Raw genomic sequence first — 22,375 nt, forward strand, 5'->3', positions numbered from 1 at the left:
CGGTAGCGTCTGATCCTCAGGCGCGAGGCGTGTCCCATGCCAGGCCGGAGAGCAGCAGTGATTACCCCCTGCGCACCTCGCACGCAAACCAATCTGAGATTTCATCAGATGAAATTGCGGCCGGTTGTGAGGTAACACAGGAAAGGGCCGGGAACGGTGAGTGGTCCGTCGGGAAGCCCCGTCTCGAGCGCCTCACGGATCTTCGCGCGGTCGGAGCTGCGCATCGGGCGGCGGCCGAGCCAGTTGGGCCAGCCGTCTTGACGTTGAGAAACGGTGTAGCCAGGCGCGGCAGCCTCGGCACCCGCTGGGGATGAGGCGGCGGTCTGGTTGTCGGCATGGTCCATGTCGTGGCGCGGGTCAGATGTCATGCTCGATCACCGCGCGCGGTGGCGGGAGGCGTTCGGCGGCGAGGCCTCTTCGATCGAGCCCGGTGTGAGGGCATGAGGGGCCGTGCGCGGTGAAGGCCGCTCCCGTCTCCGCGCTCATGATCGGGAAGAACTTCCTGGCTTCTGGAGATTGACCCGAGGTGGCCCAGGCGTACGTCGGTCCGTCGCGCAGCGCGCGGTGAATCAGGCGGCGGCCGAGCCCTCGGCGCTGCCATTCCTGGTCGATGGAGATCTTGTTGATGCTGCCGTGGCGGCACTCATCGCATACCTGCCAGACCAGGCGGGCGATGTCGTAGTCGTCGGGATCGTAGACGTAGATCTCGCGCAGGTCGGTCGGACGCGTGGGCGGGTGGTAGACGAAGCGCAAGGGGGCGTGCGGCGTGGTGATGCGGGTCCACCACCAGCGCAAGCGGGAGACCCGCTGAACTCGAATCGGGCTTCGGTCACGAGGCATGTGATCACCCTGCGGACGGTGTGAGGTCGTGGTCAGTGTCGTCGGCGGCCGGGGTCGTGCTCAGCGAGTGCGGCGGCGACGGCTTCGGTGCTGGGCTGGACGTAGATGCCGAGGGTGCGCAGATTCCGGTGGCCGGACAACGCCATGAGCATGGAGGAGGACCAGCCGTCCTCGCCCAGGTGAGTCAGCCGGGAGTGGCGCAGCTGGTGGAGGGTGTAGCCGGCCCCGGTTGGGTCGATGCGCTTGGTGGCCTGCTTGAACAGGTATTCGGCGCGTTCGTATGACAGCCGGGCGCGGCCGGTGACCGGGCACAGGTCGGCTCCGGCAGGGGTCCGGGCCGGGCCGGGCCGCCGGTCGGTCAGGAAGACCGGGCCGCGGGTACGGCCGGCGAGCAGGCGAGGCAGCAGCCGGGCGGTGCCGGACTGCCACAGGATCCAGTCGGTGGTGCCGCACTTGCGGCGTACGCGGCCGCGCTTGGACTCCAGCACAAGGTCGCCGACGTCGAGTCCGAGGACCTCGACGGAGCTGGCGGCCGACCAGATGGCGGCGGTCTTCACCGCGGCGTGGCAGGACACGGCCGCCCGCACCTGGAACCGCCACCGCTCCGCCCTGCGCTCCTTCACCACCTGGGCCGCCGCACGGTGGAGCATGAGCGACCTGGCCGTGTTGATCGAGCGGCGCCGGGAGAACGCCGACACCACCAAAGCCATCGACCGGCACCTGACCAGGACCCCATTCCCAACATACAGGCCCCCGACGCGACGGCAGGGGCTGAAAGCACGAGGGCCCGCGCCGCAGCGTGGCCCGGGTTGCCGGCCGGTTCGGTCGCGTCGAGCCCCGTCGCGCCGCGACCGCGTACGTGCGCGGACTGCTGGCCGACATTGACCGTAAGAACTGCTGGAACCTGGCCGAACATGCTGGGCTGAGCGGGCCGCAGACGTTGCAGCGGTTGCTGCGCACCGCCCGCTGGGACGCCGATCAGGTGCGATGATGTCCGGGACATCGTCGTCGACCGGCTCGGCCCCGGCGGCGTGCTGATCGTGGATGAGACCGGCTTCGTCAAGAAGGGCACCGGATCGGCCGGGGTGCAACGGCAATACAGCGGCACCGCGGGCCGCATCGAGAACTCCCAGGTCGGCGTGTTCCTCGCCTACGCCACCCCGGCTGGGCGGGCGCTGCTGGATCGGCGGCTCTACCTGCCGGAGCATACGTGGCTGGCCGACCGCGGGCGGTGCCGGGCGGCCGGCGTCCCGGACGAGACCGGCTTTGCCACCAAGCCCGCGCTGGCCACCGCCATGGTGCTGGCTGCGCTGGAGGCGGGGGTGAGCGCTCCTTGGCTGACCGGCGATGAGGTCTACGGCCAGGACCCGCGCCTGCGCGCCGCCCTGGAGCAGCGCCGGATGGGATACGTGCTGGCCATCGCGGGCAACCGGCGCGTCGAGCTCGAGGGGGTTCAGGTGAGCGCGGCCGAGGTTGCCACGCGCGTGGCCGACCGGCACTGGCACCGCTACCGCGCCGGCCAGGGAGCCAAAGGGCCGCGCTGGTATGCCTGGGCCTGGGCCCGGATCGACGAACGCGAGGCCCAGGGCTGTCGGTGGTTGCTGATCCGGCGCAACCTGACCACCGGCGAGCTGGCGTTCTACCGCTGCTACGCGCCCGCCCGGCAGCCGCTGATGGCCCTAGTCAAGATCGCAGGAGCCCGGTGGGCGGTGGAGGAGTCCTTCCAGGCTGCTAAGGGCCAGGTCGGCCTGGACCACTACCAAGTGCGCGGCTGGACGGCCTGGCACCGTCACATGACCCTGGCTCTGCTCGCCCTGGCCGTGCTGACGGCCAGGGCCGCCGCCCAGCCACCCAGCACCGCCGACGACCGCATCCCGCTGACCCTGCCCGAGATCCGCCGGCTGCTCGCCGCACTCGTGCTGACCCGGCACCGCTCCGTCGCGGATCTTCTGCGCTGGTCAGACTGGCGCCGACGCCACCAGGCCACCGCCCGGCACTGCCACTACCAGCGCAAATCCGAACCATGATCGCGAAGTGTCACTGGAGTATTAGGAGAGGCCGACCCGCTCACAGTCGGGCGTGGTCGGTTGGTGCGCTTGTTGGTTGGGTGGGGCCGGCCGGTCCGCTCACGGGCGGGTGCGGCTGGCTGGCCCGCTCACAGCCGGGCGCGGCCGGCTGGTCCGCTAACCGGTCAGGTATGGCCAGCCGGTCCGCTCGGCGCCTCCGCCCGCGACGCTGGCCGTACCCGATCGAAACCCTCCGCCCGTCCGCCCGACCGCCGCGCCCGCGACGGCCACCAGTTCGCCCTACCGAGCAACTGCATCGCGGCAGGCACGACGATCGAGCGCACCAGAGTGGCGTCGATCACCACGGAGAGCGTGAGCCCGACCCCGATCGTGATCAGGAACAGCGACGTCGCCGTGAAACCCATCGTGGCCAGGACGACGACCATCAGCAGCCCCGCCCGGGTGATGAGCGAGCCGGTGCCACGCAGGCCCGTGATGACCGCGCGCCGGTTGTCGCCGGTGGCCACATACTCCTCATGGATACGGCTCACCAGGAACATCTCGTAGTCCGTCACCAGGCCGAAAGCGATGGTGACGATAAGCCCGAGCGCCCAGACATCCGTGGTGCCCACGACCGGGAAGTTCATCAGCCCGGCCAGTCCACCCTCCTGGAACCCCCAGACGATGATGCCGCACGAGGCCGCCAGCGACAGGAACGCGACGGCGACGGCCTTGACCGGCACGAGTACGGACCGGAACGCCAGGAAGAGCAGCACGAGGGTCGACAGGCCGATGAAGGCCAGCGCCCACGGCAGCGCCTGCGTCGTCGCGTCGCTGTTGTCGAGGCTGACCGCCGGCCCGCCGGGGCCGCCGACGAGAACCTCTGTGGTGCCGGCCGGAGGGTTGAGGGACCTGATGTCCCGGACCAGTTCCAGGTTCTGCGCGTCGTCGGCCTCGCCCTGGTAGGTGACGGTGACCCAGGTCAGCTCGGGGTCGGTGAGATGGACGCCGGCCGTTCCGGCGTTCGGGAGCCCTTCGACGGACTTCAGGTAGTCGTCGAGGGCGGCCCGCTCCACCGGACCGGCTACGGCGATGTCCATCCGCGTGCCGGCCGGGCCGTTCTGGGGGAAGTCCGCCCGCAGTATCGCCGGGACCACCTGGCCCTCGTTGTCGGCGGGCAGGTAGCGGTGGTTGGTGAGACCCTGCTGCAGCGAGAGCAGCGGGGCCGCGGCGATCAGCAGCGCCAGCAGGCCACCGGTCAGCCACGGCAGCGGTCGGCGGGTGACGGCTTCGGCGAGCCACCGCCACGCCCGGTCCTCCCGGGTGACGGACTCGGCCGTCCGCCCCTCCCCAGTGACGGTACGGAGCCGACGCCGCGGCCAGGGCAGACGCAGCGCATTGATCCGATGGCCAAGCACCGCCAACCCCGCAGGCAGTACGACGAGCGCAGCCAGCAGATCGAACAGCACGACCGCGATCCCCCCGAACCCGAACGCCCGCGAAATCGGCTGCGGAAAGAACATCAGCCCACAAAGCCCAATGATCACCGTCAGCCCGGAGAACGCCACCGTATGCCCAGCCGTGTTCATCGTCACGACCAGCGAAGCCCGCACATCGCCACCACTACGCACAAGCTCCTCACGGAACCGGCTGACCATAAAAAGCCCGTAGTCGATCGCAAGCCCAAGCCCAAGCAACATCGAGATCTCCATAGCGAAGATCGAGATGTCGGTGACATGCGTCAGGACCCGCAGCATCACCAGCGATCCGAGAATGGCCAAGATGCCCAGCACGAGCGGAATGGCAGCAGCCACCACCCCCCGAAAGATGATCAACAGCAGGACCAGCAGCACCGGCAGCGAGATCATGTTGGCGGTGGCCAGATTCTCCGTGGCCAGCCGCTGCAGGTGGAACACGCTGGTGGAACCGCCCGCGATATGCGTCCGCAGACCCTGAGCACGCACCTGCTGCTCGATCTTGGCGTACGATGCCAGACGCTCCTCGCTGTCCGCGCCACGCAGCACGATCGTCGCCAGCGTCGCGCGCCCGTCCTTCGAGAGATAGCCCGCACGCTGCTCCTCGGTGAGCCCGGGGCTCCAGTAGCTGGTCCAGGAGGCGACCTCCGTCCGCGGCAGGCCGCTGAGCGCCGCCGTAACCGCCTGCTCGAAGGCCGGATCGTCAGCCGACAGCCTGCCGGTGGGGTCGCTGTAGATCGCCACCGCGTCCGCCTGCGCCGGCCGGTGCCCGAAGTGGCCCTCCAGGAGCTCGGTGGCCCGGTACGACTCCGCGCTCGGAGCCTCCAGCCCGCCGGTGTCCAGGGCGCCGAAGACCCCGCTGCCCCAGACGCCGGCGAGCACCGCGAACAAGGCGGCCACGATCAGTAACACGCGCCTGCGCGCGTAGGCGAGATGCCCTAGCCACGAGAACACGGCGACGCCTCCCGCGCGGTCCGGGCCCGGCCGTTCTCCCCGCTCAACTCAGGCCGCCGTCCACCCGCAGGACCGCGCCGGTCACGTAGGAGGCGCGGTACAGCTCCACGGCCCGGTTCACGGCGGCGTGTACGCTGCCGGCGTCGGCGAGGTCGCACACCACGTGGTCGGCCGTGCCGCCCGCCGCCCGGATCTCCTCGGTCACCGCCTTGAGCTGGTCCTCGGTACGGGCGGCGAGCAGTACCGAGGCGCCCTCGCGGGCGAACAGCCGTGCGGCGGCGGCGCCGATGCCGCGTCCGGCACCGGTGATGAAGGCGATCTTGCCGGCCAGCAGGCCCTGACAGGTGTCATCAGTCATGGCAGGAAGCCTGGCGGCGGGCGGAAGGCTCAGCCAGGCACCGGCTGTACCTGGCTGAGCACGGCGCGGGTCACGCATAGTGGGAACGTGGACAGACAGGAACTGGCCGCCTTCCTGCGCAGCAGGCGAGAGCGGATCTCCGCCGCCGACGTGGGACTCCCGGCCGGGCGGCGGCGCCGTACCCCCGGATTGCGCCGGGAGGAGGTGGCCCAGCTCGCCTACATCTCGACCGAGTACTACACCCGCCTCGAACAGGCCCGCGCCCCGCGCCCGTCGCGCGAGGTGCTGGCCGGGCTGACCAGGGCGCTGCGCCTGTCGGACGCCGAACGCGACCACCTGCACCACCTGGCCGGGGCCCCGCCCGCCCCGCCGCCCGGCCCGTGCCGCGAGGTGCAACGCAACACCCTCGACCTGCTGGACCGGCTGCCCCAGGCGGCCGCGTTCGTGCTGTCGGCGACGTACGAGGTGATCGCGTGGAACGACCTGGCGGCCGCGCTGATGACGGACTTCTCCGCGCTGCCCCGGCGCGACCGCAACCTGATCCGGCAGGTCTTCCTCGGGGTGCACCTGGAAGGGTCCCGGCTGCCCGTCCTGGCGCCGGCGGACCGGGCCGTGTTCGCCCACGAGGCGGCCCGGCGGCTACGTGCCGCCGCCGCCCGCTACCCCGGCGCCTCCGAGGTGGCGGAGCTGGTGGCGGAGCTGCTGGCCGGTAGCGCGGAGTTCGCCCGGCTGTGGGCCTCGCACGACGTGTCGCCCGGGCCGAACATGCGCAAGACCCTGCAGCACCCGCTGGTCGGCCCGATCACCCTCAACTGCGATGTCCTGGACATCTCCGACCGGGACCAGCACGTGGTGATCTACACGGCCGACCCCGGTTCCCCCGCTGAGGAGGCGCTGCGGCTGCTCTCGGTGATCGGCACGCAGCGGATGAACGTGCCAGGATGAACCGGTCACATCTGGCTGACCAGCTCGCGGGCCCCTTCGACGGCGATCTCGACGGCGCGGTTGGCCAGCGGTGACCGGGTGCGTCCGGCCGGCCAGTACAGGTACCACGTGCTGGACGGCGACGGGTGCAGGTGGTGGATGCTGATGGTTGGCGGGCCAGGCGACCATCGGGACGTCGTCGAGCAGGCTGACCGGTACGGTGCCGTCGGGGAACGCGCCGGCGCCGGCCACCAGGAGGTACGGCTCGTCGAGCAGCTTGACGTGCTCGACGTCACCGTCGATCCGGCCGTTGGGGCCTCCGGGCCGGTCGAAGACGGGGCCGCCGACGGCCTTCTCCAGCGCGGCGATCTGCTGGCTCACCGAGGACGGCGCCCTCAACCCCCGATCAGGGTGGTGACGTAGGCATCCAGCCACTCCTCCACGGCTGGCGTCGTCAGCTCCGTCCTTCCCGCCTGCCGCCATGGCCTGGCCACCACTCGCACGTCCTCCGAGCAGGCCAGCGCGTCCCGCACCTGCCAGTACAGCCGCTCGCTCGCGGTCGCGGCAAGCACCCCGCCCGCCTCCTCGTACGCCGCGGCGAACCGCGGACCCCACGCCGGGCCGTGCAGCAGCGCGAGGTTGGTGGAGCAGTGCGCCACATCGAGATCCGCCGGGCCCCAGGAGGCGCCTGCCCAGGCGACCACCGGACAACTGCCGCCTCATCGCGGCCGGTCATTGGTCACCGGGGCCGCAGCCGATCCCGTCGCCGTCGGTGTCCAGCCGGTGCCGGTCGCGGCCGTGGACCGGCACCGGCGGGTAGTCACGCGCCCTGAGCCACCCGCACCTGTCCCGCACCCCGGGCGGAAAAGTCCACGGCACGCACAGTCCGGCGCCCTTGATGGACACCGCCGCGTTCTCCGGCAGCCCGGCGGCGACCTGCCGGTAGGCGCCGTCCAGCAGCTCGGCCAGCTCGCGTAGGTGCACGGCCGGATCGGCGTCCAGCCCGAGCGCGGTCAGCACCGCCGCCCGCTCGCGCACCCACAGCCGTTCCTCGATCAGCCGGGCCCGCGGATTGCCCCACTTGTCCGCGCCGACCGCGTAGACGTCGCGCCGGCGCAAGGCAGCGTGCAGGGCCTCCAGGATGCAGAAGGTGTAAGCGGGCCTGTCGATCAAGGGCGCCTCCAGCTTCGGGTTGCCGAACACCAGGCGCCGCCACGAGCCGGTCACCAGGTCCTCGAACCCCTTGATGTGCTCGCGGCCTGGCTTGCGCGCGGCCATCAGGCGGGGCAGTGCACGCAGCGCGGCCAGGATCGGCGAGCCCGCCGCGGTGCATCCCCACGGGATCACCGAGGCCAGCATGTCGACGAACGGCCGGATCGTGCCGAAGCGGTCGAGGAGTTCCACCCGCCATTCCAGGTCGCCGTCGTCCTCGGTGCTGGGCAGCGGCAGCAGTTCCAGCACCGTCTCCACCGCGGCCGCCAGTTGCTGGCGGGAGACGACCTGCTCGATGTGGTCGAGCACCTCTGGCACGGTGAGCACGTGCTGCTCGCCGTCCGGCCGGTCGTCCTCGGAGCCGTCGCCTTCCTCGGCCGGGCCGGACGGCGGTGTTTCCAGCAGGATCGTCCACGCGGTTGCCAGCCGGGAGGCCGCCACCCGCAGCCGGGGCAGGTTGCGCAGCTTTTCCTTGTCGGCCGCCCGGCCGGCCCGGGCCAGCAGCACCGTCGACATCAGCAGGTCGAACAGCAGCAGCGCGTCATCGACCGCGGTGCCCTCCAACTGGCGCACCGTGGCCAGCAGGGTGGCCAGTCGGCGGTCCTTCTCCAGCTGTTCGATCCGGAACGCCTTGGCCGTCATCCCGAACCGGGCCAGCTCGGCCAGCTTCACCGGCGCCACCGCGGTACAGTCCACCGCCCCGGTGCCCAGCCCCAGCACGTAGGAGGCGCGATCCAGCGCTTGCTCCATCCCGGTGCCTGACAGCTTGGTCACCGCCGTACGCATCCACTCCAAGGTGGAGACCCTCTTACCATCCGGCACCTGCAGGGTCGCCACCAGCTCGGCCCGCATCGGCGGCGGCGCGGCCTCGGCCAGGCCGCGGTTGATCGCCTCCAGCTCAGTCCGGCGCACCTCGGTGACCAGCCGGGACAAGGTGGTGATGCCCGGCAGCAGCACCCGGTTGGTGATCAGCCACAGCACCGCCCGGTCGAACAGCTCCCGGCGCGAGTCCCGGCTCTTGCGCACCCGGGAGGCAATGAACGTCGCCACCTCCCCCTCGGCGGCCGAGAACTCGCGATAACCCAGCATGGTCCGGATCTTTCCGGCGTGCTCGTACGGCGTCTGCGGGCGGTCGCCGTACAACTTCGCCACCGAGACGTCGGCGATCCCCAACTGTTCGGCCACGTACTCCACCACCACCTGCGGCACGTCGGCCGGCCCGGAGTCAGTCAGGAACGTGCCGAGCATGCGCACCGTGCCCCACTGGATGGACCAGCCCAGGCGATTGTGCAAGCGCCGTTTGTCCCGCGCTTCGTTCAGCGCGGCGGCGTCCAGGAAGAAGAACTTCTCCAGTTCCTCCGGCGTCGGGTCCGCCACGAACCGGCCATACCGGTCAACTTGTGCGGCGGAGAGATACTCCTGTGCCACAATCCGTCACGCTACGCGCACCTTAGATCACTACTAGGTAGTACGTCTAAATCGAGACCGAAGACTGCGTCGTCGTCAGCGGCCCCAAGTGCTTAGCGGGAATTCCCGGCCGGATATGACCAGGACCCCGGAATGCGCCGGCCGGCGGCTACGGCGAACTGGCCGCGAAAGGGAACCGGGCAAGCAAGGCGGCGCGCTGGCCGCACGAACGGCTCACGTAACCGTCAGGGCGGACCAGCACCGTCCCGTACGGCCAGCCGTCCACGACGTGCACCGGAACGTCGGCCTCCACGCCGGGATCGGCCGTGAGCACGCACCACTGCGATCCGACGAGATCCAGCGTGGACACCCCGTCGGCCACCCACATGTGCGGCAGGCGGGATCCCGGCGACCCGTCGAAGCCGAGGGCGACGTCCTCGGTGGAGGGGAGCTCCGCGCCGCCGTACCGGTAGCCCATGTGCACCACCGGCGCGTTGATCGCCCCCGCTGCCCTGCGCGCCTCCGCCATGTCCTTCCCCCAGTGCAGGGACGGATCGTTGAACCGCAGCTGTGCCTGCTCCATCGTCATGAGGGCCACCGGATGACGCTCGGCGTGGTAAGTGTCCAGCAGTTCGGGCCCGGCCTCACCGCGCAGCACGTGCGCGAGCTTCCACGCCAGATTGTGCGCGTCGGCGATGCCGGCGTTCAGCCCGAACGCGCCCAATGGGGGGATGGCGTGCGCCGCGTCGCCCACCAGGAAGACCCGCCCGACGGAGAGGCGATCGGCCACCTGGCCGCGCCCCCGGAACGTCAGCACGCTGCGGATCTCCACCTCGATCGACGGGTCGCCGAGCGCGGTGCGGATGAGCTCCGGAGCCGGCTCCGTGTCGAGGGCGGTGAGGAAGACCCACTCGCGCTCGCCGTCGACGGTCACCAGCAGGCCGGTCGCGTCCGGATGCTCGATGTTGCACATCGCGAACGGCTTGCGCGGACGCAGATCCGCGGCGAACAGGACGCTCGTCGTCTCCTTACCGATCGCACCGGGACCAGTGAGGCCGATACCGAGGATCTGCCGGACCCGGCTGCGCACACCGTCGGCCGCCACCAGATAGCGCGCCCGCACGACACGCCCGTCGGACAGGGTCGCCGTGACGCCGTCGGGATCCTGCTCGAACGAGTCAAGCGCGACGCCGAACTCCACGTCGCCCGCCCTGGTGATCAGCACGCGGTCGAACCGGTTCTGTGCGCAGGTGCCGCGGATCCGGGCCGGCGTGTAGGTGAGCTCGGCCTCGCCTCTCGCCTTCCACGCCACGCCTTCGGTGAAGTCGGCCTCGGCGAGCGTGCGCCCCCTGATCTTGCCCGCCTGCAAGTCGACCGCGGCCTCGTTGACCGCCTGTTCCAGGCCGACCTCGCGCAGGATCTCCACCGACCGCAGCCCGATGCCGTTGGCCCTGGGGTGGTGCGACAGCTCCGGCTTCTCCTCGACGACGAGGGGCTTGACGCCGTGGTGGCGCAACAGCACCGCGAGCATCAGCCCGACGGATCCGCCGCCGGCGATCAAGACATCTGTGGTTACAGTGTTCCCGTTCATGGGCACACTGTAACCACAGATGTAGACTGCCGTCCATGCCGCTTGTCTGGGAGCGCGAGCCGTACCGGCCGAAAAGGCAGGCTCTGAGCGTGGAACGCATCGTGGACGCGTCCATCGCCATCGCCGACGCCGAGGGGCTCGACGCGCTGTCGATGCGCCGCGTCGCCGCCGAGCTGTCGACCGGCACGACCTCGCTCTACCGCTACGTGGACAGCCGCGATGACCTGCTCGACCTCATGGCCGACGCCGTGCTCGACGACCACGTGCCGCTGACGGGAGACTGGCGCGCCGACCTCGATGCGTACGCCCACCACGAGCGCGAGCTGTGGCTGCGGCACGCCTGGCTCGCCCCGCTGCTGGCGACCCGGCCATCGCTCGGCCCCAACTGGCTGCGCGGCCTGGAGCACGCCCTCACCGCGGCCGCCCCGCTGACCTCCGACATCGCCGACGCGGGCTCGGTCGTCGGGCTGATCAGGGACTACGTGCGCGGCGCGGTCATGCGCGAGCTCGCCGAGAAGGAGACCCAGCGGCGCACCGGTCAGACCGAGGACGAGTGGCGCGCCGACGTCGCCCCCTACATGCGCCAGGTCATCGAGAGTGGCGCATACCCCCAGGTCTCCCGCCTTGTCACCGAGGCCGCCGACCCGAGTCCCGCCGAACAGTTCTCGTACGGCCTGCGCCGCATCCTCACCGGGATCGCGGCCTCTCAGCAGACGGCGAAGTGATCACGAATGCCCCGAGGCCGGCCCGCCCGGACGGGGACCGGCCTCGGCCGCGCGGCCACCGCGTTCGCGCGCGTGGCTGTGGTCACGATGGGCGCGCGGGGCTTTGGCGGCGTAACAGACCGGAAGCCGTCAGTGGGTGGCGGCGACGAGTCCGGCGAGGTCGAGGGCGTCACCCTTGACGTCGGCCAGCCACTCGTCCTCTATGTACTCGAAGCCGCCGGTCTCGGTGTCGAGCAGGCCGATACTCCCGGCCGTCACCCGTTGTCCGGGGTTGACGGGCTCCGGCGCCCACTCGGTGATCTTGGGCGGCACCAGTTGGGCGAGCGCGTAGGAGGTCGTGCGGCCGTAGCGGCGTGGGCCATTGGGGTGGTGGTAGTGGCCGCTGACGTGCAGGCGCGGCTGCAGGTGTTCGATGAGCCGGGTCAGCTTCGGCGAGCCCTGCACGTTCCCGCGCCGGTCGAGTGACATCCCGTACGGGCCGTCGTGGGTGACCAGGACGTCCACGCCACCCGGTTCGACGTCAGTCAGCCGCGCGTAAGCGCGCTCGTCCAGATCCATCTTCCCGGGAACCTCGATCAGCCCCAGGAACGCCACCCGCTGCCCGGCGACCTCGACCACGTTTCCGCAGGCGACGTGGCGGTAGGCCCCGAGCGGGTCCACCGGCACGACCTCGGCGGCCGCCGCGTCGTGCAATGAGGCCAGCCAGTCGTGATCCTCGTGGTTACCACTGACGAACAGCACCGAAGGAACCTGTCCGAGGGCCAGGCCCACGCCTTCGGCCAACGACGGCGACGGATCGAGCAGGCGGAAGAAGTCACCCTGGGCGGGATGATCATGCCAGAAGCGGCGGCTGGACTCGTCGAACCGCTCGAACGACGGGAACGCGCCCAGATCTCCGACCTGGATCACGGCGTCGAGCCGGATCCCGCGACGATCCTGAAGCAGCACCGCAGCACCCAGGGCGTGCAGCACACAACCATGGACATCGCCCACAAAAGCGATCTTCATCGCCTGTCGACCTTTCGCAGAGAGCCATTCGGACATGGCTCGGCACCGGTCGAGCGGCGCAACGATGCGGTGTCAACCACCGGCCCTGAACCGGTGACTCACATCCCAGCGCTCCCACCGCCATCTCGACGACCGAGCCGGATCGAGCATCGCACCCACGCGGAAGATCGGTCAAGCCGAGCGCTGTGCCGGGGAGGCGGGGGTTCTTCAGCCCGTGCCCGTCGAGATCGACGGCGATCGACGGTACGCCCCTGCGGGCGAGGACACCGTGAGCCCCCGATCTGAATGCCCCGTCGCACGAACACGGCGCTGACCAGGGCATTTGACCTCAACTCAAGTTGAGCTGATGAGCTGTTCGCCGTCGGCCCCAGGACCAGAGAGCGAACAGCATGGACAACACGACCACAGACTCGTCCCCGCATCCGGCCGCAGTGGATCGGCCGACAATGTTGACACTTCCCGTGGTCCTTGTCGGCGTCGTTCTGGTGGCGATGTCCATTTCGGGGACCGCGGTCGCGCTGCCGGGCATGGGCCGTGATCTCGATGCCTCGGGATCGGCGTTGAACTGGGTCGTTGCCGGATACAACCTGGCCTTCGCCGCGATGACCCTCGTCGCGGGCTCGACCGCCGACCGGGTGGGCCGCCGCCGGGTGTTCATCGTCGCGGCGCTGGTCTTCGCGGCCGGATTTCTCGCGACGGCCCTGAGCCAGGCGATCGTCATCACCGACGGCCAGGCCATGGCCTTGGTCCCGGCGGAGGTCGTCGGCATGGCGGCCGGGTTTCTCAACACCCTGCGCGGAGCGGCCGAGGCGCTCGTGATCGCCGCATTCTGCGCCTCGCTCATCGGCCTCCTGGCGGCCAGGCTCGGCGACGCCGGCAGCGCCGCGGCGGTCAGCGCCGGACGCATCACCAGCGGAGCCGGGGCCGCCGCCGAATTGGACGCCTTCACCTGGTCCTGGCAGATGACCCAGCTCGGCGTCGCCCTGCTCTGTCTCGTACTGTCGGTCGTCGCGGGCGCGTTGATCCTCCGCCGCGCCACCAGGCCCCGCCACACCGTCTGATCACCTTCCCAGCAAGGAGACGCCGTGCGCGCCAGTCCGGACGATCGCCTCACGATCGGTGAGACCATCCGCCGGACCGGCGTGTCCGCCTCCGCTCTGCACTTCTACGAGCGCAAGGGCCTGATCTTCAGCGAACGCGGCATCGGCAACCAGCGGATCTTCTCCCGGCACATGCTGCGCCGGATATCTCTGATCATCGTGGCCAAGCGCCTGGGCATCCCGCTGTCGGACGTCGCCGACGTCTTCGCCACCCTCCCCACCGACCACGCCCCCACCCACGGGGACTGGCAGCGGGTCTCCCGCCGGTGGAAGAAACAACTGGAGGAACGCCGTCGCGCCATCGAGAGCCTTGAACCGGCTGCATCGGCTGCGGCTGTCTGTCCATGAAAGCCTGCCTGCTCCTCAACCCCGACGACGCCCTGCAGGGCAGCGGCCCCGGACCGGTACGGCTCCAGAAGTCCAGCACCTCCCCTTCCCGGAGGCCCGCGGCTCGTCCGCCCGACAAGCCGACGGCCTGACGTACGCGCATGGAATGTTCCCTACGCGCAAACCCTCACCGGGTCGTCCGGCTCACCGGCGACAACGCGGTGGCGCCTGGAACCGCGACGCCGCCGGAGAGCGCGGACAGTCACCATGAGGCTCATCTTCACCGAAAACTCACGGCAGTCGAACAGATGAACTCACCAGTACGACCCCCTCACGCTCCGTGGCGGCGGATTCGCCGGAAGTAAACGTCCAGGTGTAAGGCGTCATGACGTTTGCCCGAGCCATCCTTGGCACCGCTCACCTCGACTCGGTACACCGTCGAGGCAGCGAGGTCGGTGTGAAGGTACATCTGCTTCGCACCCATGACCGCACCCGCACCGTCCCCGAAGGATGGCGCGGGCCTGAGCGAAAGGTGCGGTGAGGGGGCGCAGGCCCCCGAAGCATCACCGGACGTAGATTAGCGAATCGGCGCACCGGCCCCGTCAGGGCTGAATATTGATGAAGGGATCCCAGCAGTAGTAACCCTGCTTCTCGCCCTTGTGGTTGAGAAGCATGAAACTGAAGTTGTAGGTGACCGTCCCCGTGTCCAGGACTTCGCACTCCCAGTAGTAGCTGTTGATTTTCTGGGTGGTGGGATTCAACGGGTCCTGACTGTTCGGCTGCGGCTCGTTGAGAACCACCGATCTCGCTACTGGGGTGCTGATCAGATTCTGTCCGGAGAGGGTGTTGAACCGGTAAAGGATGCCGGTGTACTCGGAGTTCAGGGAAAGTGTCGTCTCACGCCACCTGATGATGTCCATGGGAGAGGCGTTGATCGTCAACTCGCTACCCGGAGTGCTCCCGAGCTGGTTCTGCCGAGTGGTCATGTAGATCAGGTTGCTGCTGTCGGGAATCGACGTCGGCCCGTTCGGATCGGTGTTCTTGCCGAACTTCCCGAGAATGGTTTCCGCGTCGATGGCGATGAGGACGTTGATGAACTCCGACATACAGCAAATCTCCCTGTCGTGTGTGAAAAAGGCCGTAGCCCAGAACCCCATAACCACAACTTGGCCGTCAGATCGATCGGTGGCGCACGCGTCGCGATGACCTCCGTTCACCAATGAAAGGCGGCACTGCGCACGCCGGAATCGGGGCGATGCGCGGGGGTCGAAGGCCGCTGCATGACCGTTTCCACGATGATGTTCGCCGTGAGTGCTGTCAAGACCCCATAATGTGACCTAAATACAATGATGTTATTCCGTACCGCTTCGCGCAGGCACGATGAGCGGCCGGAATGAGTCCCGGGGGCCAGGAGGGCGTACCCCTGCCCCGGGGCAGATGTGGCGGGCAGGACAGGTGGGCATTACCGGGGTGTTCGCCTCTGGGCTCCAACAAGATCCCCGAATCTGAGCGCGACCGCCGTCACGCCCTGCGCACCACCCTCGCCGAGATGGGATTCGGCACGGCCTCGCCCGGAGTGTGGGTGGCGTCAGGAACGCTCCACGACCACGAGTGAGGGTTGCCGTAGCATCCGCCGAACATTAGTTGACGGTCTCAATGTGGCGTTGGACGAAACGGCCTGGCTTGGAATCGATGTCGACGTCGAGGGCATGCGAGCCACGGTCCTATTGGGCGTGCCGACTCTCCCCGCTGAAGGCCCCACCACCACCCCGCCGCCGGATGATGAGAAGACACCGGGCAGCCCGATGCCGATCAAACGCCCTCACAGTGCCGATCCGCGCTCGCGATCACATCGAGAACGAACTCGCCCACCAAGCCAGGCAGCCTGCGTGAATCGGCCACGAACGCATCGACGCCAACGGGCGCCGACAGCCCGAGACGCCGAGCCAGCGCCAGACGGATCAGCGGATGCCAGCGCGCCTCGAAGGCGTCCAGCGCATACTCCGCCGCGGCCTCCTTCGAGACCACCTCACCCGTCACGACCGTGTGATGCAGCCGGGGAGGAGACAACATGGTGGACATCGCCACCCGATGAGCCGGCAGCAGCGGCTTGCGCGGAGGCTTTCCCGACAACGCCTTACCGGCCCAGGCGGCAAAGTGGCCGTGCAACTGCTGCAGATTCCACTCGCGAAGCTTGCCCGGCTCCGGATCGAGGCCAAGCTCGTCCGGAGCCGGACCACGCACCGTGACGCCCTTCTCCAGGAGTACTTTCCACACCACCGGATTCACCTCGAACCCTCGCCCCCGTTTGAAGGACGGGCCACTGTGTGAGGCGACCGGGCGGATGTGCGTGACCGGCTTGCCCAGATCGCTCGCCACGACGAAAACGCCATTCAGCGTGCCAGGGATGGCCGGCCGGGCTCGGACCAGGGCTCCCCAGGCCGCTGGCACGTTACCGACCTTGTGCAGCAGTGCCAGCCGGCGCATAGCCCGTTCGCCGAGGTCACCATCCACTGCGGCGACGAAGTCGATGTCGCTACCTTCGGCCTGCCAGGCGCCCAATGCGACCGAGCCGACGACGTAGAACCCGCAGATCCGCCCCGGCAGCAGCCGGTCGGCCACGGACAGATAACGGGAAACCGCGCGTGCCACATCGTTTGGAAGCATGAGACGAAGGCTTCCACAACCGACGTCGCGGCGGTGACTTGATCGACTCAACCAGCGAGTCCCAGAACCGGCTGTCGACAACTCCTCGTAACGTGCACCGGCGAGACTATGCGGCCCCCGCACTGGGGCAATCCGCCTTGGGGTCGACGACAGGCTCCTCAAGCACGAGCCACCACGAGTCTGGGAGCTGTGTCGCACCCAGAGGTGGTGCCGAAGCTGGTGTTCGGATCGTGCTCGAGTGATCGCGAACTGGCCCCGGACAGGGGTGAGCAGGAGTCCGGAAAGCCTCTCAGCCGGCCCGGCCCAAGGTCACGGTGCGAGATCCGGGTGCGAAGTCACCGAAGGACTGTTGCCAGGACTCACCGGGCCAGTAGTACGTCACACGGCCCTCGACGGGCCGGTAGTGGGCTGTGTAGAGCGTTCCCGCCCCCTGCTCGTCGAGGGATCGATACAGCGGCGGCTTCAGCATCGCCGCCACGTCCGCACCCGCGGCGCGAATGGCGCGCAGCCGCTCCTGCGTCCGCAAGACCCGCTCCTGCTCGTCGGTCACCGGCAGGTGCTGATGATTGGCGGCGCAGGCATCCGGCGCTACCGTGGCGGACATATCCGGCCCCACGAACACCGTCACCGCCTTCGCGGGATCGACAAGGGTGAGGTTCTGGGGGACGGCGACCGGCAGGGACCGCAGCCTGCCGACCGCCTCATCGACGGTGTCGCACGTCTCCAGCAGGTAGCGCACCACGATGAGAATGGCGAAGCCACGTCCGTAGACGGAACGTCCGCCGAAGGTGAGTGAGACCGCGAGACCGGCGTCGTTCATCCCGTCCAGCAAACCCCACAGCACGTCCTGCATCCCGATCACGGGGCGCAGGAAGCAGGAGGAGACGATGGTGCCCTCGCACTGATCGGGCGGGAAGTCATAGTTGCGCAGCAGAGTGCCGTTCCTGCCGATCTGGGTGCAGGCCGGGGAGAACGGCCGCAGTGCCGCGTGGGTGAGGAAGCCTTCCGCCTCGGGCCGGTCGAGTTGGCCGGCCAGGCGGTCCAGAACCGGGACCAGTTCCGGCATGCGCGCACGGAACAGCGCCCGAACACGGTCCGCGCCCTCCGGAGTCCGGCCCTCCGCGGTCAGCAGGCCCTCCATGTCCTGCCACAGGGCCCGGGCGTGGGCGGCCCACCGCCCGTCGCCGCCGTCGCCGACCTCGATCGCCTGGAAGGACTTGTGCTGTTGCCGCATGGCCGCCAACTTCCCCCTGTGAGAATCGGACGAGGTGAGCGCAACCTAGCCCATTGTGCGGGTAATTCACCAGGTAGGGCGGCGGCCGGGCCGCCGGCCGACGGCTTCGGCCAGGCCGCGTGAGCCAGCCGGGGGTCGGATGCCTGAGGTGGGATGGCATGTTGTAGAGCACCTCACGGAGCCCTGGCATCGCGTCCGAGGGCTGATCCCGGGGACCGGGTTGAGGTCACAGCAATCGGTCGACCAGCCCGTCGACGTAGTCCGGCGTGAGCGGGCCGAAGCCGAACAAGACGCGGATATACATCGGGGCCAGGATGTGGTCCAGCACGCCGAACGCGTCGGGTGCGTGCTCGCCACGTTCGCGGGCGCGATCGAGCACGGACTGCAGTTGCCGGGTGCGTTCGGCGAGGAGGTCGTCACGCGCCTGCAGGCCCTGGGGACCGTTGCTGGACAGGGCGTCGGCCAGGCGCAGCAACGCCAGACCGTCGGGTCCGGTGATCTCGCGGGCGACGTTGGCCGCGTAAGTGCGCAGGTCGCCGGCCAGGCTCCCGGTGTCGGGCATCGGCGACTGCGCGTTGAGGCGGGTGAGCGCCACGTCGGTGAGCAGGGTTTCCAGGCTGCCCCACCGGCGGTAGATGCTGCTGTCGGCCACGCCCGCGCGGGCTGCGACCTCGCCGACGGTGAAGTTGCCGTAGCCGCGCTCGCTGATCAGGTCGGTGACGGCCTGGTGCACCGCCGCGCCGACGCGGGCGCTGCGCCCGCCGGGCCGCCGGGCTCCCTGTCGCTCGTTCATGCCCCCACCTTAACGCAGTCGTGACTTGCGTTTGCGAGGCAGCCTCCTTACAGTCGCCTAACGCAGCCACTGGCTGCTTTAGAGCGCCCAGACGCCGACCGCGTCGGCCGTGGAGAGGTGCGACTAACGATTGAGAGGAATCCCCATGGCTGCATCGCCTGCGGCCGTAGGCAGTCGACCCAACCGGGCCGTGCTGCTCACGGTGACCTGCCTAGGCCAATTCATGGTCCTGCTCGACAACACGATTGTTGGAGCGGCGCTGCCCGATATGCAGCACCGGCTGCACACTCAGCTGACCGGCCTGCAATGGATCGTCGACGCGTACGTACTGCTGGTCGCCATGCTGCTGCTGTCCGGCGGTGTCTTCGCCGACCGGTTCGGCCGCAAGCGGGTGTACCTGACCGGCGTGGCGATGTTCACCGCCGCGTCGGTGCTGTGCAGCCTCGCGCCCTCGGTCGGCTGGCTGGTCGCCGGCCGGGTGCTGCAGGGCATCGGGGCCGCGGCGCTGAGCCCTGCCTCGCTGGCCCTGCTCGCCGCCGCCTATCCCGTACCGCGAGAACGAATCAAGGCGATCGGGCTGTGGGCCGGATTCAGCGGAATCGGTCTGGCCGCAGGCCCCGTGGCCGGCGGCGTGCTGACAGATGCCTTCGGCTGGCCCGCCATCTTCCTGGTCAATCTGCCCATCGGCGTAGTCCTTCTGCTGGTCGGTCTGCGCAGCCTTGAAGAGACCCGCAATCCGGGCGCCCCCGCGATCGATGTCCCGGGGACGGTGCTGTCCGTTCTGGGGGTGGGAGCGCTGACCTACGGGCTGATCGAGGGTGGCGCCCGCGGCTGGACGTCGCCGCTGATCCTGGGCGGCTTCACCGCTGCCGTGATCCTCCTCGCCGCCTTCGTCGCCGTCGAAGCGCGTCGTTCCGCTCCGATGCTGCCGCTGCGGCTGTTCCGGCAGCGGCTGTTCACCGTGTCCAACACCGCCATGGTCGTGGTGGGGTTCGCGCTCATGGGTTCGTCGTTCTTCTTCTCCCAGTTCTTCGTGTACGTCCAGGGCAGCTCGATCCTGCGCGCCGGCCTGCAGACCCTGCCGGCATCCCTCGCCATGGTGATCGTCAGCCCGTACGCGGGCCGGCTCGCCGCCCGGTACGGCTTCCGAATCGTGGTCACCATCGGCCTGGCCCTGGCCGGCCTGGGACTGCTGGCGCTCGGCATGGTGCACGCCGACACCGGCTACGGGAACGTGTGGTGGCGGCTGGGAGTCGTCGGCATCGGCTTCGCCCTGACCATGTCCCCACTGACGGGAGCCGCCATCCAAGCAGTCAGCCCGCAGGAAGGCGGCCTCGCGTCAGGCATCAGCAGCACCACCCGGCAGATCGGCGCGGTGCTCGGCGTGGCGGTACTCGGAGCCATCGTCCGCACCCGGCAATCCGGCGGCGCCTCCTTCGAGACCGGCCTCAACAGCGCCTTCCTCGCTGCCGGCACCGTCACTTTGGCCACCGCCGTGTTCACCGGCCTGTGGTTGGCGAGATCCAAGCCCGCGGCGCCGCAACGTTCCACCGATCCAGGTGCGGTCACCACCTCGAACGAGGCATCCGCGAACAGCCGTTGACGGCGACACCGACCTTGGCCGGGAGGCGTCCCGCCGGATGATCCCCAGCGACCAGTGCCTTGATCGGGCCCCAGGGTGAGGTCAGCCGTTCGTAGCGAGCCGGCACGGCGAGCCTGGGGCAGGTCAGGGACTGGGCGCGACAGACCAGGACCCGGCTGGGCGAGCTGATCGACAACCGGAACGTCGTCAAGATCTACTACGCTGCGGGCAGCCCTGTGAAGAGCGATGCCCGCTTCCGGGCGGGCTGGGCCCGCGCCCTGCTCAGGGACGGCGTTTACACCTTCACCGACGCCCAGCGCAAGCCCGTCGAGTTGGACCTGGGGATCGGCTCGTGGAGCAGGAACAACAACGAGATCATCACGTCCCAGGACTTCCGCGCCGATCACAACGACCACATCCACGTGGCCCTGAGCGAGGCGGCCCGGCAACGGTGACGACGCATCAGGTGCGTGACCAGCGGTGAACGATCGCTCCCTTCCAGGGAAGCGCACGCTGAGACCCTCGGACTTCTCGCAGAAATAGGGGCGGCCGGGGGCTCTCGTGGAGGTACCCGTCGGGTTGTCAGACCTGCACAGTGCCGCCGTCGACGAAGAGTTCCGTACCGGTGACGAAACGGCTCTGGTCGGAAGCGAGGAACAGGGCCACGTCCGCAACGTCCTCCGGCCGGCCGATCCGGCCGAGCGGGATCCGGGAGCCAGATACTCCTTCACCTGCCTGCCCTGCTCCGTGTCGGCGCCGATGGCCCCGTCGAGGCCGGGTGTGTCGATCGTCCCCGGGCTGATGGCGTTGACCCGGATGCCCCGGCCTTTGAGCTCGTTGGCCCAGGTGCGGGGGAAGGACCGCGCCGCCGCCTTCGTGGCCGAGCAAACGCCGAAGCCCTCGGGGCCCTCGACCGTCCAGATGGAGGCCGACAGGATGATGGAGGCGTGGTCGTTCAGCAGCGGCAGCGCCTTCTGGACGGTGAAGACCGTGCCCTTCACGTTGACGCCGAGCAGGAGGTTGAGGCTGCGAAGCGGCGGGCGCTGGCGAAACCGATTCCGGTCGAGCCGCCGGTCACTACTGCGGTCTTTCCGTCGAGCTGTCCCATCCCATCCCCCTGGGGCGCCATTCACCGCATGCGGCTGGGAGTTTACCCAGGTCAGAGCTCATCGGCGGTCAAGGTGCGGCAAAAGCCTCAGGGCGACGCGCCGGGTCAGCCCGCAGGTCATCATCGACCTGCGGGCTGACCCGGGCAGTCGGCTCAACGCGGTCTACGGCCCCTCAAAGAGCCTCACCAACTGCCCGGCAGCGTCGAGCGTTTGAAGCCGACGCCCGGATAGTGGGCCAACTGCCGCAACTTCCCGGTTTTGACGTTCAGCCCATAGCTGCGCAGGCCGCTGCCGCCCTGGTAGTCGAGCACGACCTCGGAGGCGCTCGACCAGATCCGGACGCCGGTCAGCCCGTCCTTGGCCGGCACGCCCCGGATCGGCACCTTGCGCAACATCCGGCCGGTCTTGGCGTCGAGCAGCGTCAGAATGTTCTTCCTCAGCTCGTCGAACTCTACGGCGGCCACCGTGCGGCGATCCGGAGCGAGCTCGCTGAACATGATGAACGTGCCCTTGAAACGCACCGGCTTGCCCCCGCCCTCGACCGGCATCAGCCACAGGTCGGTCTTGCGGCTCCGTCAGGTCCTCCCAGAAGCGCAGCACGATCACCGAGCGCTGCTTGCGGGTCAGCTCGGCCAGCGCCCGGCGCAGCACGATCCTGTCGAGGGCCGCGTCGTCATAGGAGACCCCACGCTCGGGCGGCTCAGCGCTGGGCACCTCGCGCTGCGACTGGCGCCGCCACGAGATGTACTGGTTGACCAGCGCCTTGCGCGTGTACGCCGCCGGGTTACCGCCCTGGGCGAGCTTGTGCCACTGCCCGGCGACCTTCGTCAGCACGCTCTGCAGCAGGTCCTCGGCCAGATGCATCTCACCCACGAGCAGGTACGCGGTCCGCCGCGATCTCGGGACGCGTCAGCGGGCCCCGCTCCAGCAGGACCCGGAGGGCGGTGCGGTCGTTGATCGCCCGCATCAGGCTCGGTGTCCCGGGAAGGGGGGTCTTCATTTCACCTCCGCGACAGCGTTCACCGCGACGTCAAGGTCGCTGTGAGGCCGGGCGCGGCCGAGT

At 69.3% G+C, this 22,375-nt stretch carries 24 protein-coding genes and 2 pseudogenes; 9 read left to right on the top strand and 17 right to left on the bottom strand.

The window, feature by feature from the left end; genetic code table 11:
- Positions 1-104: 104 nt before the first annotated feature.
- Genes ABGB18_RS38455 through ABGB18_RS38465 form a run of 3 tightly spaced genes read right to left on the bottom strand, consistent with a single transcriptional unit; the run spans position 105 to position 1,550 of the window.
- Positions 105-368, bottom strand: coding sequence for a hypothetical protein (locus ABGB18_RS38455; RefSeq protein WP_347700602.1), 264 nt, complete (start codon positions 366-368; stop codon positions 105-107).
- Positions 358-840, bottom strand: a complete 483-nt coding sequence (locus ABGB18_RS38460) for a GNAT family N-acetyltransferase (protein WP_347700603.1) — start codon at positions 838-840, stop codon at positions 358-360. Before ABGB18_RS38460 ends, ABGB18_RS38455 begins: the two co-directional genes overlap by 11 nt.
- Before the next feature lie 32 nt (positions 841-872).
- Positions 873-1,550 (bottom strand): site-specific integrase, encoded by a 678-nt coding sequence (locus tag ABGB18_RS38465; RefSeq protein ID WP_347700604.1) that lies wholly within the window; start codon positions 1,548-1,550, stop codon positions 873-875.
- An 89-nt stretch (positions 1,551-1,639) separates the two neighbouring features.
- On the opposite strand from ABGB18_RS38465, the pseudogene ABGB18_RS38470 reads away from it, so the two are divergent.
- Positions 1,640-2,867, top strand: a pseudogene (locus ABGB18_RS38470) (IS701 family transposase).
- A gap of 164 nt (positions 2,868-3,031) precedes the next feature.
- Here ABGB18_RS38470 and ABGB18_RS38475 read toward each other — a convergent pair.
- Positions 3,032-5,275, bottom strand: a complete 2,244-nt coding sequence (locus ABGB18_RS38475) for an MMPL family transporter (RefSeq protein WP_347700605.1) — start codon at positions 5,273-5,275, stop codon at positions 3,032-3,034.
- A 43-nt stretch (positions 5,276-5,318) separates the two neighbouring features.
- A complete protein-coding gene (locus tag ABGB18_RS38480) occupies positions 5,319-5,633 on the bottom strand; it encodes an SDR family NAD(P)-dependent oxidoreductase (RefSeq protein ID WP_347700606.1) in 315 nt (104 codons plus the stop codon).
- Between the two features lie 87 nt (positions 5,634-5,720).
- Between ABGB18_RS38480 and ABGB18_RS38485 the strand changes: the two genes are divergently transcribed.
- Together ABGB18_RS38485 and ABGB18_RS38490 are read left to right on the top strand one after the other, a co-directional pair.
- Entirely contained in the window at positions 5,721-6,578 is an 858-nt protein-coding gene (locus ABGB18_RS38485) for a helix-turn-helix transcriptional regulator (protein ID WP_347700607.1), read from the top strand.
- A 138-nt stretch (positions 6,579-6,716) separates the two neighbouring features.
- Entirely contained in the window at positions 6,717-6,980 is a 264-nt protein-coding gene (locus tag ABGB18_RS38490; RefSeq protein WP_347700608.1) for a hypothetical protein, read from the top strand.
- On the opposite strand, the gene ABGB18_RS38495 is transcribed toward ABGB18_RS38490, so the two are convergent.
- The 3 genes from ABGB18_RS38495 to ABGB18_RS38505 all read right to left on the bottom strand — a co-directional run bounded on the left by ABGB18_RS38495 (position 6,953) and on the right by ABGB18_RS38505 (position 10,767).
- Positions 6,953-7,261, bottom strand: a complete 309-nt coding sequence (locus ABGB18_RS38495; RefSeq protein WP_347700609.1) for a hypothetical protein — start codon at positions 7,259-7,261, stop codon at positions 6,953-6,955. The two genes, ABGB18_RS38490 and ABGB18_RS38495, sit on opposite strands and share 28 nt — an antisense overlap.
- Before the next feature lie 28 nt (positions 7,262-7,289).
- Positions 7,290-9,197 (bottom strand): DUF4158 domain-containing protein, encoded by a 1,908-nt coding sequence (locus ABGB18_RS38500; protein ID WP_347700610.1) that lies wholly within the window; start codon positions 9,195-9,197, stop codon positions 7,290-7,292.
- Positions 9,198-9,345: 148 nt separating this feature from the next.
- Positions 9,346-10,767, bottom strand: a complete 1,422-nt coding sequence (locus ABGB18_RS38505) for an FAD-dependent monooxygenase (RefSeq protein WP_347700611.1) — start codon at positions 10,765-10,767, stop codon at positions 9,346-9,348.
- Between the two features lie 35 nt (positions 10,768-10,802).
- On the opposite strand from ABGB18_RS38505, the gene ABGB18_RS38510 reads away from it, so the two are divergent.
- On the top strand, positions 10,803-11,492 hold the full coding sequence (locus ABGB18_RS38510; protein WP_347700612.1) for a TetR/AcrR family transcriptional regulator: 690 nt from the start codon (positions 10,803-10,805) through the stop codon (positions 11,490-11,492).
- 129 nt (positions 11,493-11,621) lie between these two features.
- Here the strand turns inward: ABGB18_RS38510 and ABGB18_RS38515 are convergent, their stop codons facing one another.
- Positions 11,622-12,500 carry a metallophosphoesterase gene (locus ABGB18_RS38515; RefSeq protein ID WP_347700613.1) on the bottom strand — a complete coding sequence of 293 codons (879 nt, stop codon included), beginning with the start codon at positions 12,498-12,500 and terminating at the stop codon, positions 11,622-11,624.
- Positions 12,501-12,946: 446 nt separating this feature from the next.
- Here ABGB18_RS38515 and ABGB18_RS38520 point away from each other — a divergent pair, with 446 nt between their 5' ends.
- Both ABGB18_RS38520 and soxR read left to right on the top strand, forming a co-directional pair.
- The gene (locus ABGB18_RS38520; RefSeq protein ID WP_347700614.1) at positions 12,947-13,561 is read left to right on the top strand and encodes an MFS transporter; all 615 of its coding nucleotides are present in this window, start codon (positions 12,947-12,949) and stop codon (positions 13,559-13,561) included.
- 24 nt (positions 13,562-13,585) lie between these two features.
- A complete protein-coding gene (gene soxR, locus ABGB18_RS38525) occupies positions 13,586-13,948 on the top strand; it encodes a redox-sensitive transcriptional activator SoxR (protein WP_347700615.1) in 363 nt (120 codons plus the stop codon).
- A 581-nt stretch (positions 13,949-14,529) separates the two neighbouring features.
- On the opposite strand, the gene ABGB18_RS38530 is transcribed toward soxR, so the two are convergent.
- Complete coding sequence (locus tag ABGB18_RS38530; protein WP_347700616.1) at positions 14,530-15,033, bottom strand: inclusion body family protein; 504 nt, start codon at positions 15,031-15,033, stop codon at positions 14,530-14,532.
- 287 nt (positions 15,034-15,320) lie between these two features.
- Between ABGB18_RS38530 and ABGB18_RS38535 the strand changes: the two genes are divergently transcribed.
- Positions 15,321-15,542 carry a hypothetical protein gene (locus tag ABGB18_RS38535; protein ID WP_347700617.1) on the top strand — a complete coding sequence of 74 codons (222 nt, stop codon included), beginning with the start codon at positions 15,321-15,323 and terminating at the stop codon, positions 15,540-15,542.
- Between the two features lie 197 nt (positions 15,543-15,739).
- Here ABGB18_RS38535 and ABGB18_RS38540 read toward each other — a convergent pair whose 3' ends face one another.
- The 3 genes from ABGB18_RS38540 to ABGB18_RS38550 form a co-directional block, all read right to left on the bottom strand.
- The gene (locus ABGB18_RS38540) at positions 15,740-16,594 is read right to left on the bottom strand and encodes an aminoglycoside adenylyltransferase domain-containing protein (RefSeq protein ID WP_347700618.1); all 855 of its coding nucleotides are present in this window, start codon (positions 16,592-16,594) and stop codon (positions 15,740-15,742) included.
- 289 nt (positions 16,595-16,883) lie between these two features.
- The gene (locus ABGB18_RS38545) at positions 16,884-17,828 is read right to left on the bottom strand and encodes a C45 family peptidase (RefSeq protein ID WP_347700619.1); all 945 of its coding nucleotides are present in this window, start codon (positions 17,826-17,828) and stop codon (positions 16,884-16,886) included.
- A gap of 226 nt (positions 17,829-18,054) precedes the next feature.
- Positions 18,055-18,621: a TetR/AcrR family transcriptional regulator gene (locus ABGB18_RS38550; RefSeq protein ID WP_347700620.1), complete on the bottom strand. Its 567-nt coding sequence runs from the start codon at positions 18,619-18,621 to the stop codon at positions 18,055-18,057.
- Positions 18,622-18,766: 145 nt separating this feature from the next.
- Between ABGB18_RS38550 and ABGB18_RS38555 the strand changes: the two genes are divergently transcribed.
- The gene (locus tag ABGB18_RS38555; protein ID WP_347700621.1) at positions 18,767-20,224 is read left to right on the top strand and encodes an MFS transporter; all 1,458 of its coding nucleotides are present in this window, start codon (positions 18,767-18,769) and stop codon (positions 20,222-20,224) included.
- 215 nt (positions 20,225-20,439) lie between these two features.
- Entirely contained in the window at positions 20,440-20,658 is a 219-nt protein-coding gene (locus tag ABGB18_RS38560) for a hypothetical protein (protein ID WP_347700622.1), read from the top strand.
- 127 nt (positions 20,659-20,785) lie between these two features.
- On the opposite strand, the gene ABGB18_RS38565 is transcribed toward ABGB18_RS38560, so the two are convergent.
- From ABGB18_RS38565 to ABGB18_RS38580, 4 genes and pseudogenes are all read right to left on the bottom strand, one after another.
- Positions 20,786-20,869, bottom strand: a complete 84-nt coding sequence (locus tag ABGB18_RS38565; protein ID WP_347700733.1) for an SDR family oxidoreductase — start codon at positions 20,867-20,869, stop codon at positions 20,786-20,788.
- 146 nt (positions 20,870-21,015) lie between these two features.
- A pseudogene (locus ABGB18_RS38570) lies at positions 21,016-21,336 on the bottom strand (SDR family oxidoreductase); the annotation flags it as partial.
- A 158-nt stretch (positions 21,337-21,494) separates the two neighbouring features.
- Complete coding sequence (locus ABGB18_RS38575; RefSeq protein ID WP_347700623.1) at positions 21,495-21,860, bottom strand: hypothetical protein; 366 nt, start codon at positions 21,858-21,860, stop codon at positions 21,495-21,497.
- A gap of 317 nt (positions 21,861-22,177) precedes the next feature.
- Positions 22,178-22,312 carry a hypothetical protein gene (locus ABGB18_RS38580; protein ID WP_347700624.1) on the bottom strand — a complete coding sequence of 45 codons (135 nt, stop codon included), beginning with the start codon at positions 22,310-22,312 and terminating at the stop codon, positions 22,178-22,180.
- Positions 22,313-22,375 lie beyond the last annotated feature (63 nt).

Source organism: Nonomuraea sp. B12E4 (genome assembly GCF_039871825.1).
In the GTDB taxonomy this organism is placed as follows: Bacteria; Actinomycetota; Actinomycetes; order Streptosporangiales; family Streptosporangiaceae; genus Nonomuraea.